Source organism: Xanthobacter sp. SG618, from assembly GCF_012932745.1.
Taxonomy (GTDB): Bacteria; Pseudomonadota; Alphaproteobacteria; order Rhizobiales; family Xanthobacteraceae; genus Xanthobacter; species Xanthobacter flavus.
Genome location: NZ_JABBHL010000011.1, coordinates 56,815 through 77,782, shown reverse-complemented (window position 1 = coordinate 77,782; position 20,968 = coordinate 56,815). Strand labels below are relative to the sequence as shown.

The following is a 20,968-nucleotide window of genomic DNA, read 5'->3' as shown; positions in this document are numbered from 1 at the left end:
GGCGCAGTTCCGATAGCCGCCAATCAATACCGTCCGAACAGGTCCGACGGCAGATGAATCACGTTCTTATCGTCGATGACGAACCGGAATATCTCGACGAACTGGTCGAGGCGCTGGCCTTTCGCGGCTTGTCCACCCGCTCGGTGGGGCGCGGGGCGGATGCGCTCGACGTGCTCGCCCACGATCCCGATATCCGCGTGGTGCTCACTGATATGCGGATGCCGGACATGGACGGCGTCGCGCTGGTTGAAACGGTGCTCGGGCGATTCCCCACCCGCGATCTGCGCTTTCTGATGATGACGGGTCATGCCGCCGAGGCCGACATGGCGCGGGCCCGGGAGGTGGGCGTGCTGCGATGCTTCCCGAAGCCGTTGGCCTTCGATGCCTTGTGCGATGCGCTGGTCGAGCTTGGAGGCGTCGCCGATGCCAGCACCTGACCTTCTCTCCCGCCCGGAGGGCTGGGGCTTCAACCGCGTCACGCTGATGCTGGGAGGGCTGGTGCTCCTCGTCGGCGTCATTCCGCTGGTCGCCGCGCTGGTGCTGTTCCAGCTCCACAGCCAGACCGAGGTGGAGAAGGCGGAGATCGCCGCCCACCGGATGGCGACCCTGCTCATGCGCAGCTTCGAGCAGGCGGTGGAGCCCATCGACGCCTTGCTGCAGAACTTCGCCAGCGGCCATGACACCACCGCCGCGCCCTACCAGATCTACGAGCAGCTGAAGGATTTCAACGTCCCGGCCTCGCTGGTCCAGCTCGCCGTCACGGACAAGAACGGGGTCATGGTCGCGACCAGCCTTGCGCCGCCCGGGCCGGAGAAGGTGGATCTCTCCGATCGCGAGCACATCCGCGTGCACATGGGCAAGGACCCGGCGAAGGGGCAGCTCTTCATCAGCAAGCCCGTGCTCGGGCGCGTCTCCAAGAAATACACCATCCAGCTGACCCGGCCGCTCACCGATGCCCATGGGGAGTTTGCCGGCGTGGTGGTGGCGTCTTACGCCATCAGCGACTTCATCGACTTCTACAAGCAACTGCGCATCGAGGATGGCGAGCTGATTGCCCTCATGGGCACCGACGGCATCGCTCGCGCCCGCGCCACCAACAAGACCAGCTTCGGCGACGACGTCTCCACGTCGCCGGCCTTCATCGCCGCCATGCAGCAAGGTGGCGGCACCTATCGCCAGGCGAGCACCATCGACGGGGTGGAGCGGGTTGGCTACACCGTGCGATCCGGCAAGTATCCGATCCTCGTCTCCGTCGCCTATTCCACCGATTTCGTCCGCGCCCAGACGGCCGACTTCAAGGCGGCGATCTGGAGCACGGCGGCCGGCCTCTCCATCGCGCTGCTGGTGGTGGTCGCGGTGGGCGGCAGCTACCTCAATCTGCAGAAGCGGCTGGAGGCGCAGGAGGTGCAGGCGCTCGCCCGCCAGCGCGAGGCCAAGGTGCTGGACGCCATCAGCCGGGTGCCGGGTGTCTCGGTGATGCACGTCACCCCGGACGGCGCCACCGAGATCGGCTCGCCGCCCGACGGCGCGCTCGGATGCCTCCTGCGCACCTATCTGGGCAGCCGACGCTTCCGCACCCTCGTTGAAGACCTGAGCGAGCCCCGCCACATCAACGAGCATCTCTCGGACGGCGAGACCGATATCGAGGCCGAGATCGTCGTCGCCCCCCTGCAGGGCATGGACAGGGGCGGATTGGGTATGCAGGAGGTGGTGGTTGTCGCCGTCGACCAGACCCAGCGACGGATGGAAGAGAACAAGCTTTACCAGATGTCCAAGCTCGCCTCCCTGGGTGAGGTGGCAACGGGGCTTGCCCACGAGATCAACCAGCCGCTCGGCGTCATCCGCCTCGCCGCCTCCAATGCCCTCACGGGCATGAAGATGGGACTGCCGCCGGAGCACCTCGTCTCCAAGCTCGACCGCATCGTGCAGCAGACCGTGCGCATGAGCCGAATCATCGACCACATGCGCATCTTCGGCCGCAAGAGCGACGAGCACCTCCAGCCCTCCGGGCCGCTCGATGCGGTGGAGGGCGCGCTGCAGGTGGTGGGGGCGCATCTGCGCCTCGACAATGTCGAGGTCCGGACCACGCAGGGGCCGGACATCCCGAAGGTGCTGTGCCGGCAGGACCAGCTGGAGCAGGTCATCATCAACCTGGTGCAGAATGCCCGCGACGCCATCGTCGAGCGCCGCGCCCGCTCCGGCCAGGACTTCCCCGGCCTCATCCACCTCAGCATCGGCTCCGAGCCCGGCAAGACGGGCCGCGTGCTGCGCATCCGTGTGGAAGACAATGGCGGCGGCATCCCGGACGACGTGCGGGAGCGCATCTTCCAGCCCTTCTTCACCACAAAGCCGCCCGGTAAGGGCACGGGGCTGGGCCTTTCGGTGAGCTTCGGGATCATCCGCGACCATGGCGGCGCGCTCTCCGTCGAGAACGGTGCGGGCGGCGCGGTCTTCACCATCGAGCTGCCCGCGCTCGAGGAGGAGCAGGCGGCGAAGGCCGTCTGAGGCCGCCCGGCGTGCCCTGTGCCGGGCATCCACACTATTACATCTCATTGCCGCCGCGCCGCGGCGGCGCGCGGACGTTCATGCAATCGGCCCCCGAGGCCGCGGTGTTCACCGATCCGATGGGCGCTCTGCGGCCTGATCTGCGCGCTGCGCTGCACCATCGGAATGGGCATAATTAATCAGTGTTACATCCTTTATGGATTTTCGCCGATCAGCGAAGCGGCAGGAATCTGCGCGATTTGCCAGCATTCAGCCCATATCGACGCCATTTTGCGGAATTCTGATGTGGCGCATTGACGGCCGAATTAATCAGTGTACTCCTATTAATGGAGTCCGCCGCAGGCGGGCGTCGCTGGAGCAGGCGTCGTCGGTCGCGTTGCGGTCGGGCTTGCCGTCTCCAGACGAAGAAGGGAGACAGGAATGGCTCAGGAGCCGCTTGCCACCAAGGGCAACTACCTTCACATCTACGACTTCACCATCAATCCCGGTGTGGAGGAAGAGTTCATCCGAGAGTTCGAGGACTTCGACTACTCGGATGGAAACCCCATGCACAAGTCGTGGGCGCAGGTGAAGGACGGCGTTCTGCTTCGTGATGAAGAAAATCCGCTGCGCTTCTATCTGATCGCCGAGTGGAAGGACATCGAGGAGCACGCCAAGATCCGCAAGATCCTGGCCGAGGAGATCAAGCCCTCCTTCATCCGCCACATCGTCGGCGGCAAGTTCGTGCCGCGCTACGCCAAGGTCGTGTCGTCCACGCCCGACGAAATCCTGGCCAAGGCCGCCGGCTGACGTTTCCGGGCGGCTCTGTGCCGCCCCCTCTCCGGCGATGGCTCCGCGCCGTCGCCGTTCCTTGCGTGTGAAGAAAAAACAAAACTTCCAGAGTGCGCAAATGGAACTCTACGGTTTCTTCCGGTCGTCCGCGTCCTACAGGGTGCGCATCGCGCTCGCCTTCAAGGGGCTATCCGCGACGCCGCGCGCCGTCAGCCTGCCGAAGATGGAGCACAAGGCGGATGCCTTCGTGCGCCTCAATCCGCAGGGGCTGGTGCCGGCTCTGGTGGATGGTGCGCTGGTGCTCACCCAGTCGCTCGCCATCATGGAATATCTGGAGGAGACGCAGCCCGAGCCTGCGCTGCTGCCGAAGGATCCCATCGAGCGGGCCTATGTGCGCGCCTTCAGCCAGGCCATCTGCTGCGACATCCACCCGCTCAACAATGTTCGGGTGCTGAAGCATCTCGACCGGCTCGGCCATGACGAGGCCGCGCGCAACGCCTGGTACGCCCACTGGATCGCGGAAGGCTTCCGCAGCCTCGAGGCGACGCTCGCGACGCGGGGCCTCGGCGGCCGGTTTGTGCTGGGGGATGCGCCCGGCATGGCGGACATCTGCCTCGTGCCGCAGGTGTTCAACGCCCAGCGCTTCAATTGCGACGTGACGCCCTATCCGCTGGTGATGGGCATTTACGAGAACTGCATGGCCCTCGATTGCTTCGAGGCCACGCACCCAAAGTATCTGTCTGACGCCGCTTAGATTAGAATAGTTCTTGTTCCAGTTATAAAATTATTCGCCACTCACGTCCCCCTGCCCCGGGAGTAGAGGCATGAAAGCCCTATTGTCGTTCTCGCGTTCCATCGACGCGCTCAATGTTTTCGTCGGCCGGGTCGCCTGCTGGGCCATCTTCGTCGCCATCCTCGTTTCGGCCGCCAATGCGGTGGTCCGCAAGATGTTCGGCGTGTCGTCCAATGCCTGGCTGGAACTGCAATGGTACCTGTTCGGCGCAGTCTTCATGCTTTGCGCGCCGTGGACGCTCCAGCTCAACGAGCACATCCGCATCGATATCGTGGCCTCCCGGCTGAGCCGCCGCGTGACCAACATCATCGAGATCGTCTGCATCGTCCTGTTCCTGATGGTGTTCTCCACGCTGATGGTGTGGCTCTCGGTTCCGTTCGTGTTCGACTCGCTGAAGTCGGGCGAAACCTCCACCAATGCCGGCGGGCTCATTCTGTGGCCGGCCAAGGCGCTGATCCTCATCGGCTTTGTGCTCTTGCTGCTGCAGGGCGTGAGCGAACTCATCAAGCGCATCGCCATCATGCGCGGCGACCTCGCAGAAGCCGCCGGGGCAGACCTGCACGAGGCTGAGGCGGAGCGCATCCTCCATGAACTCGCGAAGGTGGACCCGCGGATATCGGAAGGCGGCATGAGGCCCTGAGGCCGCCACCCGACACGCCGCCATCTTTCGCCCGCCCCGCCCGAGGCCGCCCCGATGATCGAGTTCATTGCCCATAACCTCGCCCCCATCATGTTTGCGACGCTGGTCGTATTCATGCTGCTGGGCTATCCCGTCGCCTTCGCGCTGGCCGCCAACGGGCTGCTGTTCTTCTTCATTGCCGTCGAGCTTTCGCCCTACGCGCCGGACGCGATTACCTTGTCCTGGCCGCTCCTCCAGGCACTGCCGGAGCGGGTGTTCGGCACCATGGCCAACGAGGTGCTGCTCGCCATCCCCTTCTTCACCTTCATGGGGTTGGTGCTGGAGCGTTCCGGCATGGCGGAAGACCTGCTGGAGACCATCGGCCAGTTGTTCGGCACGGTGCGTGGCGGTCTTGCCTATGCGGTGATCTTCGTTGGCGCACTGCTGGCGGCGACCACGGGCGTGGTGGCGGCCTCGGTGATCTCCATGGGGCTCATCTCGCTGCCCATCATGCTGCGCTACGGCTACGATCGGCGCCTCGCCTCCGGCGTCATCGCCGCCTCCGGCACGCTTGCGCAGATCATACCGCCCTCCCTGGTGCTGATCGTGATGGCCGACCAGCTCGGCCGCTCGGTGGGCGACATGTATGAGGGGGCCTTCCTGCCCGGCCTCGTGCTCTCCGGCCTCTACGCGCTGTTCGTGTTCGTGGTGACGATCGTGTCGCCGAAGTCCGCCCCCGGCCTGCCGCGCGAGGCGCTCACCTGCTGCGAGCCGTCCGGGGCGCGCGGCGTGTGGCAGCTCGGCGTGCTGGTCGCCTATTCGGCCGCCGTCGCCACGGTGGTGATGCGCGACACCGGCATCAAGGCGGGCGCGGACTATGCCATCCTCGCCATCTGCGTGGCGGTGGTGGTGGCCCTCGTCAGTGCCCTGCTCAACCGCTTCCTCGGCGCGCGGCGGCTGGTGCTCTCCGCCGTCCTCACCGCAGCCTTCGCCGGTGCCTATGTGATGCTGCGCGAGAGCGGACATCCGACGGCGGGGCTGATGGCGGACATCGTCGCCGCCGGCGCGCTCTATGCCTTCATCGCCGGCGGCGTCGAGCGCTTCACCGGCATGCCGCTGGTCTCGCGCATGGCCGAGCGCGTCACCTTCGTGATGGTGCCTCCGCTGCTGCTCATCTTCCTGGTGCTCGGCACCATCTTCCTCGGCGTCGCGACGCCGACGGAGGGCGGCGCCATGGGCGCGCTCGGCGCCATGGTGCTCGCCGCACTGAAGCGCCGTCTGGAGAAGAACCCCGCGCGCTTTTCGCTGTCCATCCTCACTCAGGCGACGCAGACGACCGCCAAGCTCTCCGCCTTCGCCATTTTCATCGTGGTCGGCGCGCGTGTGTTCTCGCTCACTTTTTACGGCATCAACGGCCACCTGTGGGTGGAGCACCTGCTCACCAGCCTGCCGGGCGGGCAGATGGGCTTCTTGCTGTTCATCAACGCGCTGATCTTCGTCCTCGCCTTCTTCCTCGATTTCTTCGAGCTCGCCTTCATCGTCGTGCCGCTGCTGGCGCCGGCGGCGGACAAGCTCGGCATTGATCTCATCTGGCTCGGCGTGATGCTGGGGGTGAACATGCAGACCTCCTTCATGCACCCGCCCTTCGGCTTCGCCCTCTTCTATCTGCGCTCGGTGGCGCCGAAGACGGCCTATCTCGACCGCCTCACCGGCAAGCGCATGGAGCCGGTGACCTCGGCGCAGATCTACTGGGGCGCCATCCCCTTCGTGGTGATCCAGCTGGTGATGGTCGGCCTCATCGCCGCCTTCCCCGGAATGGTGATGCACTACAAGTCGTCGGCGCCCACAGCCGATCCCGCGGCCGCCCAGCGCCAGCTCGACAGCCTCGATGCGCCCGCGAGCGGCCTTGGCCTGCCCTCCATGCCCGGCCTCGACGATTTGCCGAAGCCCGGAGCCGGGCTCTGACCCCGATTTGCCGACCGACGCCGACCAGTCAAAAATAAGGGGAATGACAATGAAGAGACGGACCTTCCTGACCCAGATCGCCGCCGGCTCCGCGGCGACCATGGTGGCCGCGCCGGCCATCGCCCAGAGCCAGCCCACGGTGAAGTGGCGCATGGCGACGAGCTGGCCGAAGAGCCTCGACACCATCTACGGCTCGGCCGTCGCCATGTGCCAGCGCATCGGCGAGCTGACCGAAGGCAAGTTCGAGGTGATGCCGTTCGCCGGCGGCGAGATCGTCGGCGCGACGCAGGTGTTCGACGCCACCAAGAACAAGACGGTGGAGTGCTCCCACACCCTCACCTCCTTCTTCACCGGCAAGAACCCGGCCTATGCCTTCGACGGCGGCATCGCCTTCGGCACCAATGCCCGCCAGCAGAATGCGTGGTATTATTACGGGGGCGGCAAGGCGCTGATCCAGGAGCTGTTCGGCAAGGAGAACATGGTCTCCTTCCCGTGTGGCAACACCGGCGTGCAGATGGGTGGCTGGTATCGCAAGGAGATCAAGACCCTCGAGGATCTGCAGGGCCTCAAGATGCGCATCGCCGGCCTCGGCGGCCGCATCCTGAGCAAGCTCGGCGCGGTGCCGCAGCAGATCGCGCCGGGTGACATCTATCCCTCGCTGGAGCGCGGCACCATCGACGCGGCCGAGTGGATCGGCCCCTATGACGACGAGAAGCTCGGCTTCAACAAGGTTGCGAAATACTACTACACGCCCGGCTGGTGGGAGGGCAGCGCCCAGATCACCACGCTGACCAACAAGGAAGCCTGGGACGCGCTGCCGCCCGGCTTCAAGGCGGCCTTCGAGACCGCCGCCACCGAGCAGAACCTGATGATGCTCGCGAACTACGACACCAAGAACCCCGAGGCGCTGCGTCGCCTCCTGGCCGCTGGCGTCGAGCTGCGTGCCTTCCCGCAGCCGGTGATGGAGGCCGTCTACAAGGCGACCCTCGACACCTTCGCGGAACTCGCCGCCTCGAACCCCGATTTCAAGAAGATCTACGAGCCGTGGAAGACCTTCCTGAACGAATCCAACGCCTGGATGCGCGTGGCGGACTTCCGCCTCGACTCCTTCCGCTTCTCCGCGCCCAAGTGGCCGTGAGCGGAACAGTCGCGACCTGAGAACGATGCGGGGCGGCGGTCTCTGCCGCCCTGCCAGCCCAAGATTGAGGGGACGCCATGTCCGTCGACCAGGACACTCGGGATCATGAAACCCATCCCGCCGTCAGCGGCGAAGGCATCGGCGCCCGCGTCCGCCGCAAGGAGGATGCGCGCCACCTGATGGGCCGCGGCCGCTTCGCTGGCGACATCCGCATGCCCGGCATGAGCGACGTCGCCTTCCTGCGCAGCCCGGTGGCCCACGCGCGCATTCTCTCCGTCACCAAGCCGCAGGGGCGGGAGGGCGAGGTGTTCACCTCGGCCGACTGCGCTGATGTCGCCGACATCATCACCCGCTCCACCATCCCCGGCTACAAGCTCTCCGCCCATCCGCCGCTGGCGCGCGACAAGGTGCGCTTCGTGGGCGACATCGTCGCCATGGCCTATGCGCCCACCCGCGCCGAGGCGGAAGACATCTGCGAAGCCACCCTCTTCGACTATGAGGAATTGCCCGCCATCGTCGATTGCGACAGCGGCCGCGCCCCCGGTGCCGCGCTTCTGCACGAGGCTTGGGGCGACAACCTGTTCCTTGAAACCAGCTTCGATTCCGGTGGCATCGAGGAGGTCGCCCGCACCGCCGCGGTGAAGGTGGAGAAGCGCTTCCGCACCGGACGCCAGTGCATGCACCCCATGGAGGGCAAGGGGCTGGTGGCGTGGTGGGATTTCCAGAACGACACGCTGGTGGTGAACACCTCCACCCAGGTGCCCCACATGATCCGCGCCGGCCTTGCCGAGACGCTGGGACTGCCGGAGGCGCAGATCCGCATCGCCCCGCCGGACGTGGGCGGCGGCTTCGGCTACAAGTGCCTGCTCCAGCCCGAGGAAGTGCTGGTGGCGTGGCTGGCGATGACGCTGAAGCGCCCCTTCCGCTGGATCGAGGACCGGCGCGAGCATCTCACCGCCGGCGCCAATGCCCGCGAGCACGAATATGTCATCACCGCCTATGCGGACGAACGCGGCAAGCTGCTCGCCCTCGATGCGGAAGTGGCAGTGAATGTGGGGGCCTATTCCGTGTGGCCCTTCACCGCGTGCCTCGAGGCGGCGCAGGCGGGCGGCAACCTGCCGGGGCCGTACATCTGGCCCCAATATCGCTGCAAGACCTATTCGGTGGCCACCAACAAGCCGCCCTTCGCCCCCTATCGCGGCGTGGCGCGGCCGGGCGTGTGCTTCGCCATGGAGCTGACCATCGATGCGGTCGCCGCCGCCGTGGGCCGCGAGGCGGTGGACGTGCGGGCGGAGAACCTCGTGCCCGCCTCGGCCATGCCCTATCTGAACATCACCAAGAAATTCTACGATAGCGGCGACTATCCGGCCTCGCTGGCCACCGCCCGTGAGATGATCGGCTTCGACGCCATCCGCGCCCGGCAGCAGGCGGGGGAAAAGGATGGGCGGCGCATCGGCGTCGGCTTCTCCACCTATACCGAGCAGTCCGCCCACGGCACCAAGGTGTTCGCCTCCTGGGGCACGCCGCTGGTGCCCGGCTACGAGCAGGCCACCATCCGCCTGAACCCGGACGGCAGCGCCGACGTGAAGGCGGGCATCCACACCATCGGCCAGGGGCTTGAGACGACGCTGGCGCAGGTGGCGAGCGAGATCCTCACGCTGCCCATCGCGCAGATCCGCGTGACGCTGGGCGACACCGCGACCACGCCCTTCTCCACCGGCGCCTATGCCTCGCGCGGCATGGTCATGGCCGGCGGTGCGGTCTCCAAGGCAGCGCAGAAGCTGGCGGAGAAGGTGAAGGCGCTGGCCGCCCACCTCATGCAATGCGCGGCCGAACAGGTGCGGTTCGAGGGCGGCGCCATCCACGGGCCGACCGGATCCGTGACCTTCGCCGAGATCGCCCGCGCATGGTATCGCACCCCCGAGGTTCTGCCCGATGGCGTGGACACCGGCGGCCTGGAAGTGACCGAGGGTTACAAGCCGGACGTGGACACGGGCCTCTTCTCCTACGCCACCCACGCCGCCCTCGTGGCCGTGGACGTGAAGACCGGCGCCACGGAAATCCTCGATTATGTGGTGGTGGAGGATTGCGGGCGCATGGTGAACCCCATGATCGTCGAGGGGCAGGCCTATGGCGGCGTCGCCCAGGGCATCGGCACGGCGCTGTTCGAGGAAAGCACCTACGATTCCGAAGGCCAGCCGCTCGCCTCCACCCTCGTGGACTATCTGCTGCCCGGCCCCACCGAGCTGCCCAAGGTGCGCATCGCCCACACCGAGACGCTGTCCCCCTTCTCCGCCCATGGCATCAAGGGGGTGGGCGAGGGCGGCGCCATCGCCCCGGCCGGCGCCATCGTGAATGCCATCAACGATGCGCTGAAGGGGCTCGGCGCCACCCTGTGCGAGATTCCCGCGACGCCGGAGCGGGTGCTCGCGGCCCTCGCCGAGGCGCGACGCACCACCTCCGGACGGAGCGCCGCATGAAGCCCGCAGCCTTCGACCTCACCCTCGCGACCTCCCTCGATCAGGCGCTCTCCATGTTGGCAGGGGAGGGGACGAAGCTCGTCTCCGGCGGCTGCTCGCTGGGGCCGATGCTGAACCTGCGGCTGGCCCGCCCCGCCGCGCTCGTGGACCTGCGCCGCGTCAGCGAGCTGCGTACCCTTGAGGGCAGCGCGACCCATCTCGACATCGGCGCCGGCTGGACCCATGCGGAGATCGAGGACGGCGTGGTGCCGGACGTGACGGCCGGCCTCATGCGCCGCGTCGCCCACGGCATCGCCTATCGTGCCGTGCGCAATCGCGGGACCATCGGGGGCAGCATCGCCCATGCGGACCCGGCGGCCGACTGGATCACCACCATGACCGTGCTGGGCGCGACGCTCCTCATTCGCGGGCGCAGCGGCACGCGGGCCTGCGCCATGGCCGACTTCATGCTGGCGGCCTACACCACCACGCTCGTGGCGGGCGAGATCATCACCGCCATCCGTGTGCCGGTGCTCTCCGCCGGAGCGAAGACGGGCTACCACAAGGTGTGCCGCAAGACCGGCGAGTTTGCCCAGGCCATCGGCGCCGTTGTGGTGGATGCCGAGCGGGGCCTCACCCGGGTGGTGGCGGGCGCCGTGGAGGCGCCGCCGCTGGTGCTGGCCGGGGCCGGTGAACGCCTCAAGGCCGGGGACATTGCGGGGGCGCGCGCCGCCGCTCAGGACGAAATCGAGGCCGTGCTGGCGGGCCATCCGGAGGCGTTCCGCGCGCTCCATCAGGTGGCCGTGGACCGCGCCTTCAGCGATGCGGGGCTCGCATGAACGCCATCACCCTTACCGTCAACGGCCAGCGCCTGTCCCGTCAGGTAGAGCCGCGCACCCATCTCGCCGATTTCCTGCGGGAGGAGCTGAACCTCACCGGCACGCATCTCGGCTGCGAGCAGGGGGTATGCGGCGCCTGCACCGTGCTCATCGACGGCAAGCCCCAGCGCTCCTGCATCGCCTCCGCCGCCGCCTGTGACGGGGCGGACATCCGCACCATCGAGGGCTTCGATGCCGATCCTCTGATGGCGGAGCTGCGCGAGGCCTTCTCCGCCCACCATGCCCTGCAATGCGGCTTCTGCACGCCGGGCATGCTCATCTCCTCGCGGGACATCGTGAGCCGCCTCGGCGAAAGCTCCGAGCGCACGGTGCGCGAGGAGCTGAGCGGCAATCTCTGCCGCTGCACCGGCTATGTGGGCATTGTGAATGCCGTTTGTGCCGTCTCGGCCGGCAAGTCTCCGGCAGCGCAGGCGGAGGCGATCGGCATCGCGGCGGCTGCCGCGCCCGCGCCGGTGGCCGCTGTGGCTTCCGCCGTGAAGGCGGCGTCGGCTCCCGCGACTGTTGGCGCCGGCGGCAGCGAGATCCGCCAGAGCCTCACCGTGGATGCCGCGCCGGAGGTGGTCTGGCCGGCACTGAAGGACATCCACCTCATCGCCCGCTGCCTGCCCGGTGCCGAGGTCACGGCCTTCGACGGGCAGAGGCTGGAGGGCCGCATGGTCGTCACCTTCGGTCCCATCAAGGCGGCCTTCGGTGGTGACGCCACCGTGGCCTTCGACGATGCCGCCCGCACCGGCCTCGTCAACGGCTCAGGTCGCGACACCGGCTCCGGCTCAAAAGCCCACGGCGAGATCGCCTTCGCCCTGAAGCCGGCCGGCACGGGCAGCACCATCGACCTCTCCCTGCGCTACCGCATCTCCGGCCCCCTCGCCCAGTTCTCGCGGGGGGCGCTGGTGCAGAACCTGGTCGCGCACCTGACAGGGGTGTTCGCCACCAATCTCGCCGCCGCCCTGAAGGGCGAGGCGCCGACCGCTCCGGCGGGGCTTTCGGCACTGGGCATTTTCAAAGTGGTGCTGGCAACGTGGGGTGAACGGGTGAAAACCTGGGTGAAACGCCCCCCGAACTGATACCGAACGTTTGAATGCCGGGTGCCTTGTCGCCCGAAAATAGAAAGTATACTGATTAAATTCGCCGGAAACGGTGGGAGGACGCGATGGGCTTCAGGAAGGTGGCGGAACTCGACGCGCTGCGCGACGGCGGTGTCACCGGCGTCGAGGTGGACGGTGTTCCTATCGCCTTGTTTCGTATGGGAAATGAGGTCCACGCCACCCACGGAATCTGCACCCACGCGCTGGCTTTCCTGAAGGACGGCTATGTGGAGGACGGCACCATCGAGTGCCCCCTCCACCAGGGCGTCTTCGACATCCGAACCGGCCGCGCTTTATGCGCTCCCTTGACCCGAGACCTCGCCACCTACGCCGCCAAGGTGGAGGGCGGCGCGGTGCTCGTCGACCTCGAAAGCGCCAGCGAAAGCCCCGCTGCGGAGAGTGAGGCGGATGCCGGCCAAGTGATTGAAATCACCAGTGTCGAGCCACTTCCTCTGGTGATCGCCGGCGCCGGGCAGGCGGCGGCCGCTGCCATCCGCGCGGCCCGGGTGGCCGGCTTTTCCGCGCCGATCCACCTCGTCGGCGCCGAGCCGCATCTGCCCTATGAACGGCCGCCGCTCTCCAAGGAAGCGCTGGGCGACACCTTCGATCCCGCGTCCGCCTGCCGCCTACCACCCGCCGATCTGGCGGCGCTGGGCGTGACCTTCCATCCGGGCGTGCGCGTCACCGCCGTCGATGCGGCGGCACGTGTCGCAACCCTCTCGGATGGCGCGGAAATTCCCTACGCCGCCCTCCTCATCGCCACCGGTGGCACGGCCCGGCGGCTCGGTGTTCCCGGCCATGATCTGCCCGGCGTGCATCACCTCAGGACCCTTGAGGATGCACAATCCATCGCCTCCTCCCTTGCGTCCGCCCGCACCGTTGCCGTGGTCGGCGGCGGTTTCATCGGGCTGGAACTCGCCTCCGCAGCGCGTGCCCGCGGCCTTAAGGTCGTGCTGCTGGAGCGCGAGGGCGAGCTGATGTCGCGCCTCCTGCCGCCGGGCCTTGGCGCGGCCTTCCGAAGGCTCGCGCAAGCCAATGGCGTCGAGGTCCGGCGCGATGTCGCGGTCGAGGCCATCACTGCGCGGGACGGGGCTCTGGCTCTCACGACCACGGCGGGCGAGGTCGTCGCCGACACTGTTCTCGTGGGCGTCGGCCTTGTGCCGGAGACCGAGCTCGCGGCCCTTGCCGGCTGCGAGGTGGCGGGCGGCATCGTGGTGGATGCTGCCGGCCGCACCTCCGTCGAGGGCATATGGGCCGCCGGCGATTGCGCGCTCCATCATGCGCCGCTCAATGGCCGGCGCGGGCGGCTCGAGAGCTGGCAGAATGCCGAGGAACAGGGCGCCGCCGCCGGCCGCAGCATCGCCGGCGACGACACCATCCGCGCCGAGAAGGCGCCCTGGTTCTGGACTGACCAGTTCGGCCTCAACATCCAGATGCTGGGCGTGCCGGGCACCAGCGACGACGTGGCCCTGAGCGGCACCGACGGCGCTGCGGGTGCCGTCTACCGCACCCTCGCGGACGGGCGCGTCACTGCCGTGATCGCCTTCTCTGATGCCGCCGCCATCCGCGCCGCCCGCGCGGAATTGGCATCCGACACCCCCTTCGACCTTGCCGCCCACGGCGCGCGTCTTCTTGCGCCGGGAGAATTCGAACCCACGCCGATCGATCCCGAGGAGGACGACATGAGCGCGAGCCCCGACGTCCAGTTCGCCAAGAAATACGTATGGCCGCAGGAAGGCCTCTCCATCATCCCGGATTGGGTCTACACGGACGAGACCGTGTACCAGCGCGAGGTGGAGCGCATCTTCCACGGTCGCACATGGAATTTCGTCGCGTTGGAATGCGAGATTGAGAATCCCGGCGACTTCATCAGGTCCAATGTCGGCCCCACCCCCGTGGTCGTGGCCCGTGCAGAAGATGGGACGATCCACGTCTTCGAGAACCGCTGCGCCCATCGCGCGGCCGAGTTCTGCCGGGATTTGTCGGGCAACGCCAAGGAGTTCGTCTGCCCCTATCACCAGTGGTCCTACGACCTGAAGGGCAACCTCGTCGGCGTGCCCTTCCGCCGTGGCGTGGACGGCAAGGGCGGCATGCCGAAGGACTTCAAGCCGGCCGACCATGGCCTGAAGCAGCTCAACGTCACCACCCATCGGGGCGTCGTCTTCGCCTCCTATGCCGACGGCATGGAGAGCTTCCCGGACTATCTCGGTCCCGAGGTGCTGCGCGAGTTCGAGGCCACCTTCGACGGCCGCAAGCCCAAGCTGCTCGGCCATTACCGCCATAGCCTGCCGGGCAACTGGAAGCTCTATCACGAGAACCTCAAGGACCCCTATCACGCGACCCTGCTGCACACCTTCCTGGTCACGTTCGGCCTGCTGGTGGCGGGCAACAAGTCGCTGATGCTGGCGGACCCTTCCGGCCGGCACGGGGTGATGGCCTCCGCCAAGTCGGACACCACCCACATCGACGCCGACAAGAAGAAGGAAATGCGCGCCTACAAGGAGGGAATGACCCTCGAGGAGCCGCGCTTCATGGACTTCATCGACGAGTTCGACAGCCCGTGGTCCGTCACCATGGCGACCATCTGGCCGAACCTCATCGTGCAGCGGGAAATGAACACGCTGGGCATCCGCCATATCGTGCCGACCGGTCCGAACGAGTTCATCATGAAATGGACCATGTTCGGCTTCGAGGGCGACGACGAGGAGATGACCCGCCATCGCCTGCGCCAGGGCAACCTCATGGGGCCGGCCGGCTTTCTGGGGCTGGAGGACAACGAGGCCATCAAGTTCGTCCAGGACGGCATGCTGGGCGTGCCTGGCGGCGAGCATCTCGTAAAGCTCGATCCCGGCACCGAGGCGGGCACTGCCGATACGCTCATTTCGGAAGCGGCCATCCGTGCCATGTACCGCCACTGGCGCGACGCCATGGGCATCGCCTGAGGAGGTGCGAATATGCTGAACCCTGCAAGCGCCAACGCGCCTTCCCGTGACGATCTTATCGATGCGCTGCTGCTGAAGGCCGAGGTGGAGGCCTTCAACGAGGCCTATGCCTCCGCCCTCGACGAGCAGCGCCTCGCGGACTGGGCCGAGATGTTCACCGTCAACGGCTTCTACAACATCATCTCGCGCGAGAACTACGACCGGAAGCTGCCGGTCGGCCTCATCTATTGCGAGAATCGCGGCATGATCCGCGACCGCGCCTTCGCGCTGGAAAAGACCGCCATGTTCGCGCCGCGCTACCTGCGGCACATGGTCGGCAACATCAAGGTCGCGGAGGCCGCGGACGGCAGCATCGATGCCACGGCGAACTATGTGGTGTTCCAGGTGCTGTTCGACCGGCCGGATGCGACCATCCATCAGGTGGGGCGCTACATCGACCGCTTCGTGCGGGAGGAGGGGGGCCTCAAGCTCGCCTCGCGCGTCTGCATCTATGACAGCCTGCTCATCGACAACGCCTTGTGCATCCCGGTGTGAGCATGGACGGCATCGGAAGAGAGAGCGAAGTCGCGCGCCTTGCTGCAGCTCATGCGGCCGGCACGCGGCGGGTGACGGAAAGCCTGGACGGGGCGCTGGCACGTGCGGAGGCGGCCCAGGCGGGCTTCAACTGCTTCGCCGCCCTCGACGGCGCCCGGGCCCGCGCCGCTGCGGCGGACATGGATGCCCGCATCGCTGCTGGACAGACGCCGGGGCCGCTCACAGGTGTGCCGGTCTCGGTCAAGGACATCCTGGACTGTGCCGGCCTGCCGACCCGCTGGGGTTCGCTTCTGTTCGCCGCCGCCCAGCCCGCAGCCTCGGACATTGCGGCCGTGTCGCGGCTCAGGGCGGCCGGTGCCATCATCATCGGCAAGACGACGACGACGGAATTTGCCCATTCGCCGCTCGGCTCGTCGCCGCTCAACGGGCTGACGCTCAACCCTTTCGCGCCGGGGCTGACCTGTGGCGGCTCCTCCTCCGGCGCCGGAACGAGCGTCGCTCTGGGGGTGACACCGGTATCGCTCGCCACCGACGCCGGCTGCTCCAGCCGCCTGCCGGCCGCCGCGACGGGGACCTATGGCTTCAAGCCCACCCTCGGCCTCGTGCCCCACGAGCGTGTGCCGGATGCGTTCGGCAGCTTCATCCATCTCGGGCTGATCGCCCGCAGCGTGGCCGACATTGCGGCGACCCTGTCCGTGATCGCCGGCCCGTCGCCGGCTGACCCCTGGAGTCTGCGGGCGCCGCCGCTCGCCCCGGCCGCCGCAAGTCTGGAGGGCTCCCGCGTGCTCCTGTGGATGCGCGCCGGCAATGCCCGCGTCTCGCGCGAAGTCGAGGCCGCGACCCGGGTGGCGGCGCAGGCGCTGGAGCGTCTCGGCGCAGAGGTGGTCGAGGAGGACTACGCCCTCGCCGCGCCCGATCCGATCTGGAGCACCCTGCAGCAGACCAACTGGGCGCTGCGTTTCGCCTCGACCTCCGCAGAAGATTTCGCGCGGCTCTCGCCGGCGCTCAGGGCCGGGATCGAGGCCGCGCGGGGCTTTAGCGCGCTCGATCTGATGCGGGCGCAGGTGGCCCGTGCCCAGTTGTTCCGGGGCGTTCAGGCGAAGTTCGCGCAGTACGACTTTATCCTGACCCCCTGCCTCTCTGCACCGCTGGTGGCGGCGGACTTCGACCTTTCGGAGCCGCTGGTGATCGACGGCGAGGCGGTCGGTCCGCTCCGGGCGGAATGGACATCGGCCCTGTCCCTGTTCGACCTGTCCGGCCACCCCGCGCTCGCCGTTCCCGTCGGGCTTGCGGAAAATGGCGGTCCGCTCGCCGTCCAACTGGTGGGACGGTGGAACGCCGACATGGCGCTGCTTTCGGCGGCTGCGGGTCTTGCGGCCGAGATGCCCCCGCCGGTCTGTTCCGCTACTGGGCTTTCCATCTGAAAACTCCCGCAGCCGGGTGGCCGGCTGCGGGAGATGCGTCCTATTTCCCGGATGCGATCCGGCTCGACAGATTGGTATCGATCAAGTCGTTGGTGAAATAGCTGGGCGCAGCCTGGCCGGCGGGCACCAGCCCGCCTTCCGCCAGCACGTCCAGCGCCTTGGTCCAATCGGCCTCGGCCATGATGCCCATGGGCTTGTCCTGGGTGGCCGGGGTGGAGACGAAGCCCTTCAGCACGTCGATCTGCTGACGCAGGATGGCCGGATTGAGCTTGGCATTGGGTCGCGCCTCCACGATGGCGGCAACGGCCTCATCCTCGTGTCCGTTCATGATGTAGGTCCACATGCCGGCAACGATGCTCGAGAAGCGGCGCAGGGCGTCGGCCTTGGCCGCGATGGTCTTCTCCGTCGCGAACAGACCGAAGCTGGGGAAGGCCAGTCCATAGGTCGTGAAATTGATGGTGTTGGACGGGCGCTGCGCATTCACCACCGGCAGGATGAAGGGCACGGTGGAGAAGACCCCGTCCGAGCGTCCAGCCATGTAGGTGCCGCCCTTTGCGGACGCATCCACGGCCACCAGTTCCACGTCCGAGCGCTTCAGACCGCCGGCGGTCAGGAAGCGATCGATGAAGGGGGCCTCCAGCGAGCCCGCGGTGAAGGCGAGCTTCTTGCCCTTCAGGTCAGCCGGACCGTTGATACCGCTGTCTTTCGGAACGAGGAGGCCGATGTCGTTCTGGCGTATGAAGCCGGCGATGGCCTTCACCGGCAATCCCTTGGCGCGGGCGATCGCCATGGGGGCGAGAGACGCATGGCCCACGTCATATTCGCCATTGCCGACGATCTGCACGGTGGACACGGAGCCGATTCCATCCACCAGCTCCACGTCGAGCCCGTTCGCGGCGAACAGGCCTTTCTTTGCGGCAAGGTGGAATGGGGCATGGTTACCCCATGGCGTCCAGTCGAGCCGTACGCGGATCACATCTGCTGCATGTGCTGGGAGGGTAATCAGCATACAGCTCATAATTGATGCAAGGAGGGCCGGGGCAGACAGTCCAAACATCGGATTGATCCTTTTCTGATAGCGCTTCCAGTGTTCTTGCCTCACGGGAAAAGCCCGTATCGAGCGTGATACAATGTGGTACACTGCACGAAACGTGCCCTTGGTGGGAAGGCTCTTCCAGAGCGGGATTCGACGAGAGGTGCTGGCGCTTGCCGGCGTGGCGGTGGTTGTGCTCCCATCCTTTCCGGCCAAGGCGTTATGCAGCGCAGTGCAGTCTCGCGCCGCCGTTCGAGAAAGATGGAAGGTGAGGCTTTGAAGGGGAAGGACATGACGGCTTCCGGCGCCTTGGACGCAACCGCCGCCCGCGGTCGGGATGCGGGACGCCGGCGAAGGGGGGCGCAGAAGGCCCAGGAGACCGGACAGCCCCCCGAGCAGGAGCCGGCACGTGCGCGGAACGGTGCGGCTTCACGCGTTCGCGCGGATGCCGAGCCCCGGGAGATGCCTGCCGCGCGCGATGGTTCTTCGCCGACCATGCCGCTCTGGGAGCGCCCTGGCTATCTCGTGCGCCGGCTGCACCAGATCCACTCCGCCATCTTCCTGGAGGAGTGCAAGGCCTTCAACATCACGCCCGTGCAGTACGGCCTGATGACCACGTTGCTCCAGCATTCCGGCAGCGACCAGCGCACCATCGGCGTCGAGGTGGGCATCGATCGCACCAACGTCGCGGACGTGCTGGAACGGCTTTCCGAGCGCGGCCTCGTCCGCCGTGAGCGGTCGGAGACGGACCGGCGCGCCATGAACGCCTTCCTCACCGAGCAGGGACGGGCGCTGGTGGGCGAGATGTACAGCGCCATGGTTCGCGCCCAGCAGCGTCTGCTGGAGCCGCTTGATCCGGAGTATCGCTCGGCCTTCCTCGCCATGCTGACCCAGTTGGTGGAGGGCAACAATCACTACAGCCGCGCGGAGCTGAAGGCCGATTTCAAGGTTCGCCGTCGCCGCGGACGGGAAGAGGATTGAACGCCAGGCCGAGGTCTGACCCGTTCGTCCCAAGTCGGGCAATGAAATCAGTGGGCGGGCCTTGTGCCATCGGCTCTTCCTGACACACCCCGAACGCTCAGCCCTTCCGTCGTCCGATCATCAGGTCGGCGACGAAGCGGGCGAAGCGGCCGTAGGGCGGTCCCAGCCATTCCAGCACGTTGACCGGTCCCGCGACATGCACCGCCCGTGCATGGGAGAGGCGCAGGAAGCCGTCGCGGCCATGATAGGCGCCCATGCCGCTCGGTCCGATGCCGCCGAAGGGCAGCCCCTCCTGCGCCACGTGCAGCAATGTGCCGTTCACTGTCACGCCGCCCGATGTCGCGCCGTCGAGCAGCTTTTCGCGCATGGCGCGGTCATGGGTGAAGCAATAGAGCGCCAGAGGTCGCTCCCGCGCGACGATGAAGGCCAGGGCGTCATCGAGGTTCTGGTAGGGGACGATGGGTAACACCGGACCGAATATCTCCTCCCGCAGGAGCACGCTGTCCGGCGGGGCATCCAGCACGATGGTGGGCGGAAAGCGCCCCCTCTCACCCGCGATCCCATGGACGAAGGTGCGCGCTCCGCCTACGCGCGCCTCCTCGACGGCCGTGGCAAGCCGCTCGAAGTGTCGCGGCTCGATGACGGCGGTATAGTCGGTATTGTCTTCGATAGTCGGCCAGGCGCGCCTGACCTCCGCGAGGATGGCCTCAGCGAGTTCCTCGGTCTTGTCGTGGGGCACCAGCACATAGTCGGGCGCGATGCAGGTCTGGCCCGCGTTCAGGAACTTGCCGAGCGCGATGCTGCGCGCGGCGGCGGCGAGGGGATAGTCCGGGCAGACGATGGCCGGCGACTTGCCGCCCAGCTCCAGAGTCACGGGGGTGAGGTTCGGCGCCGCCGCGGCCAGAACCTTGCGGGCGACAGCGCCGGAGCCGGTGAAGACGATGTGATCGAACGGCAGGGCGCAGAACGCCGCCGCGACCGCCGGCCCTCCGGTGACGACCGCGACGCGATCCGCGGGAAAGGCCTCGCTCACCAGGCGCGCCAGCAGGGCGGAAAAGCAGGGCGTCAGCTCGGACGGCTTCAGCAGCGCCCGGTTGCCGGCGGCAAGCGCATCGACCAGTGGCGAGAGCGTGAGCAGCAGGGGATAGTTCCAGGGTGACAGGATGCCGACGACGCCCAGCGGCTCATGCCGCACATAGGCGCGGGACGGCAGGAACTGCCATGCCACAAGCCGCCGCTCCGGACGCATCCAGCGGGCGAGATGGCGCCGGGCATGGCGCACGGCGCCGAGCAGCGGCACCGCTTCGAGAAGTTCCGTCTCGGCAACCGCCCGCCCGCCGAAATCCTGCGAGATGGCCTGGGCGATCTCGGAAAGATGGCTGCGCACCATCGTTTCCAGCGCCGACAAGGCCTGCCGGCGGGCCTCGGCCGGTGGGGGAGGCTCTTGCCGCGAGGCGTGTCGCTGGGCGGCGAAGAGCTGAGCCATAAGGGCCAGCGGGGTGTCGCCCTGCGGCGGATGGGGCTCCGTCCCTTCCGTCGGGGTCTGCTCCGCCGTTCGGCCTGGCCCGCTCACGCCATTCTCCGGATTCTCGCCCCCGCAGGGTGCAGATTGTAGGCCCACAAGGCTCGAGATCAGCGACAAAATTTGCAGGTACGATTTTCCGCACACCGCCGCCTCGGAAGGGCATTTGACAGGTCACGTGTCGGACGTAACTATATGGTTAGATAATCGAGGCCGAACCCCTCCGCACGGTGGGGCGGCCGCCCGTTCCAACCACCCGCCAAGGTGGTGGAACGGAGACAATCAACAAGGCTCGCCA

General features: G+C 67.2%; 16 protein-coding genes. 14 read left to right on the top strand and 2 right to left on the bottom strand.

The window, feature by feature from the left end; genetic code table 11:
- Positions 1 to 53: 53 nt before the first annotated feature.
- The 13 genes from FHT36_RS23210 to FHT36_RS23150 all read left to right on the top strand — a co-directional run bounded on the left by FHT36_RS23210 (position 54) and on the right by FHT36_RS23150 (position 17,134).
- Entirely contained in the window at positions 54 to 437 is a 384-nt protein-coding gene (locus FHT36_RS23210; RefSeq protein WP_169124828.1) for a response regulator, read from the top strand.
- Entirely contained in the window at positions 424 to 2,505 is a 2,082-nt protein-coding gene (locus tag FHT36_RS23205) for an ATP-binding protein (RefSeq protein ID WP_169124827.1), read from the top strand. Before FHT36_RS23210 ends, FHT36_RS23205 begins: the two co-directional genes overlap by 14 nt.
- A 420-nt stretch (positions 2,506 to 2,925) precedes the next feature.
- Positions 2,926 to 3,294: a hypothetical protein gene (locus tag FHT36_RS23200; protein WP_024276908.1), complete on the top strand. Its 369-nt coding sequence runs from the start codon at positions 2,926 to 2,928 to the stop codon at positions 3,292 to 3,294.
- 100 nt (positions 3,295 to 3,394) lie between these two features.
- Entirely contained in the window at positions 3,395 to 4,030 is a 636-nt protein-coding gene (gene maiA / locus FHT36_RS23195) for a maleylacetoacetate isomerase (RefSeq protein ID WP_169124826.1), read from the top strand.
- 70 nt (positions 4,031 to 4,100) lie between these two features.
- Positions 4,101 to 4,709, top strand: coding sequence for a TRAP transporter small permease subunit (locus FHT36_RS23190; RefSeq protein ID WP_169124825.1), 609 nt, complete (start codon positions 4,101 to 4,103; stop codon positions 4,707 to 4,709).
- Between the two features lie 54 nt (positions 4,710 to 4,763).
- On the top strand, positions 4,764 to 6,653 hold the full coding sequence (locus tag FHT36_RS23185) for a TRAP transporter large permease subunit (RefSeq protein ID WP_169124824.1): 1,890 nt from the start codon (positions 4,764 to 4,766) through the stop codon (positions 6,651 to 6,653).
- A gap of 49 nt (positions 6,654 to 6,702) precedes the next feature.
- Positions 6,703 to 7,791, top strand: a complete 1,089-nt coding sequence (locus FHT36_RS23180; RefSeq protein WP_169124823.1) for a TRAP transporter substrate-binding protein — start codon at positions 6,703 to 6,705, stop codon at positions 7,789 to 7,791.
- 77 nt (positions 7,792 to 7,868) lie between these two features.
- Complete coding sequence (locus FHT36_RS23175) at positions 7,869 to 10,271, top strand: xanthine dehydrogenase family protein molybdopterin-binding subunit (protein WP_210257951.1); 2,403 nt, start codon at positions 7,869 to 7,871, stop codon at positions 10,269 to 10,271.
- Complete coding sequence (locus FHT36_RS23170) at positions 10,268 to 11,089, top strand: xanthine dehydrogenase family protein subunit M (RefSeq protein ID WP_169124822.1); 822 nt, start codon at positions 10,268 to 10,270, stop codon at positions 11,087 to 11,089. Before FHT36_RS23175 ends, FHT36_RS23170 begins: the two co-directional genes overlap by 4 nt.
- Positions 11,086 to 12,213 carry a 2Fe-2S iron-sulfur cluster-binding protein gene (locus FHT36_RS23165; protein ID WP_169124821.1) on the top strand — a complete coding sequence of 376 codons (1,128 nt, stop codon included), beginning with the start codon at positions 11,086 to 11,088 and terminating at the stop codon, positions 12,211 to 12,213. Before FHT36_RS23170 ends, FHT36_RS23165 begins: the two co-directional genes overlap by 4 nt.
- An 86-nt stretch (positions 12,214 to 12,299) precedes the next feature.
- Positions 12,300 to 15,176: an FAD-dependent oxidoreductase gene (locus FHT36_RS23160; protein ID WP_169124820.1), complete on the top strand. Its 2,877-nt coding sequence runs from the start codon at positions 12,300 to 12,302 to the stop codon at positions 15,174 to 15,176.
- A gap of 12 nt (positions 15,177 to 15,188) precedes the next feature.
- A complete protein-coding gene (locus tag FHT36_RS23155; RefSeq protein ID WP_169124819.1) occupies positions 15,189 to 15,710 on the top strand; it encodes an aromatic-ring-hydroxylating dioxygenase subunit beta in 522 nt (173 codons plus the stop codon).
- 2 nt (positions 15,711 to 15,712) lie between these two features.
- Positions 15,713 to 17,134, top strand: coding sequence for an amidase (locus FHT36_RS23150; protein WP_169124818.1), 1,422 nt, complete (start codon positions 15,713 to 15,715; stop codon positions 17,132 to 17,134).
- A 40-nt stretch (positions 17,135 to 17,174) separates the two neighbouring features.
- Here FHT36_RS23150 and FHT36_RS23145 read toward each other — a convergent pair whose 3' ends face one another.
- On the bottom strand, positions 17,175 to 18,110 hold the full coding sequence (locus FHT36_RS23145) for an ABC transporter substrate-binding protein (protein ID WP_210257950.1): 936 nt from the start codon (positions 18,108 to 18,110) through the stop codon (positions 17,175 to 17,177).
- A gap of 519 nt (positions 18,111 to 18,629) precedes the next feature.
- Between FHT36_RS23145 and FHT36_RS23140 the strand changes: the two genes are divergently transcribed.
- On the top strand, positions 18,630 to 19,148 hold the full coding sequence (locus tag FHT36_RS23140; RefSeq protein WP_210257949.1) for a MarR family winged helix-turn-helix transcriptional regulator: 519 nt from the start codon (positions 18,630 to 18,632) through the stop codon (positions 19,146 to 19,148).
- A gap of 97 nt (positions 19,149 to 19,245) precedes the next feature.
- On the opposite strand, the gene FHT36_RS23135 is transcribed toward FHT36_RS23140, so the two are convergent.
- Complete coding sequence (locus FHT36_RS23135) at positions 19,246 to 20,721, bottom strand: coniferyl aldehyde dehydrogenase (protein WP_348644555.1); 1,476 nt, start codon at positions 20,719 to 20,721, stop codon at positions 19,246 to 19,248.
- Positions 20,722 to 20,968 lie beyond the last annotated feature (247 nt).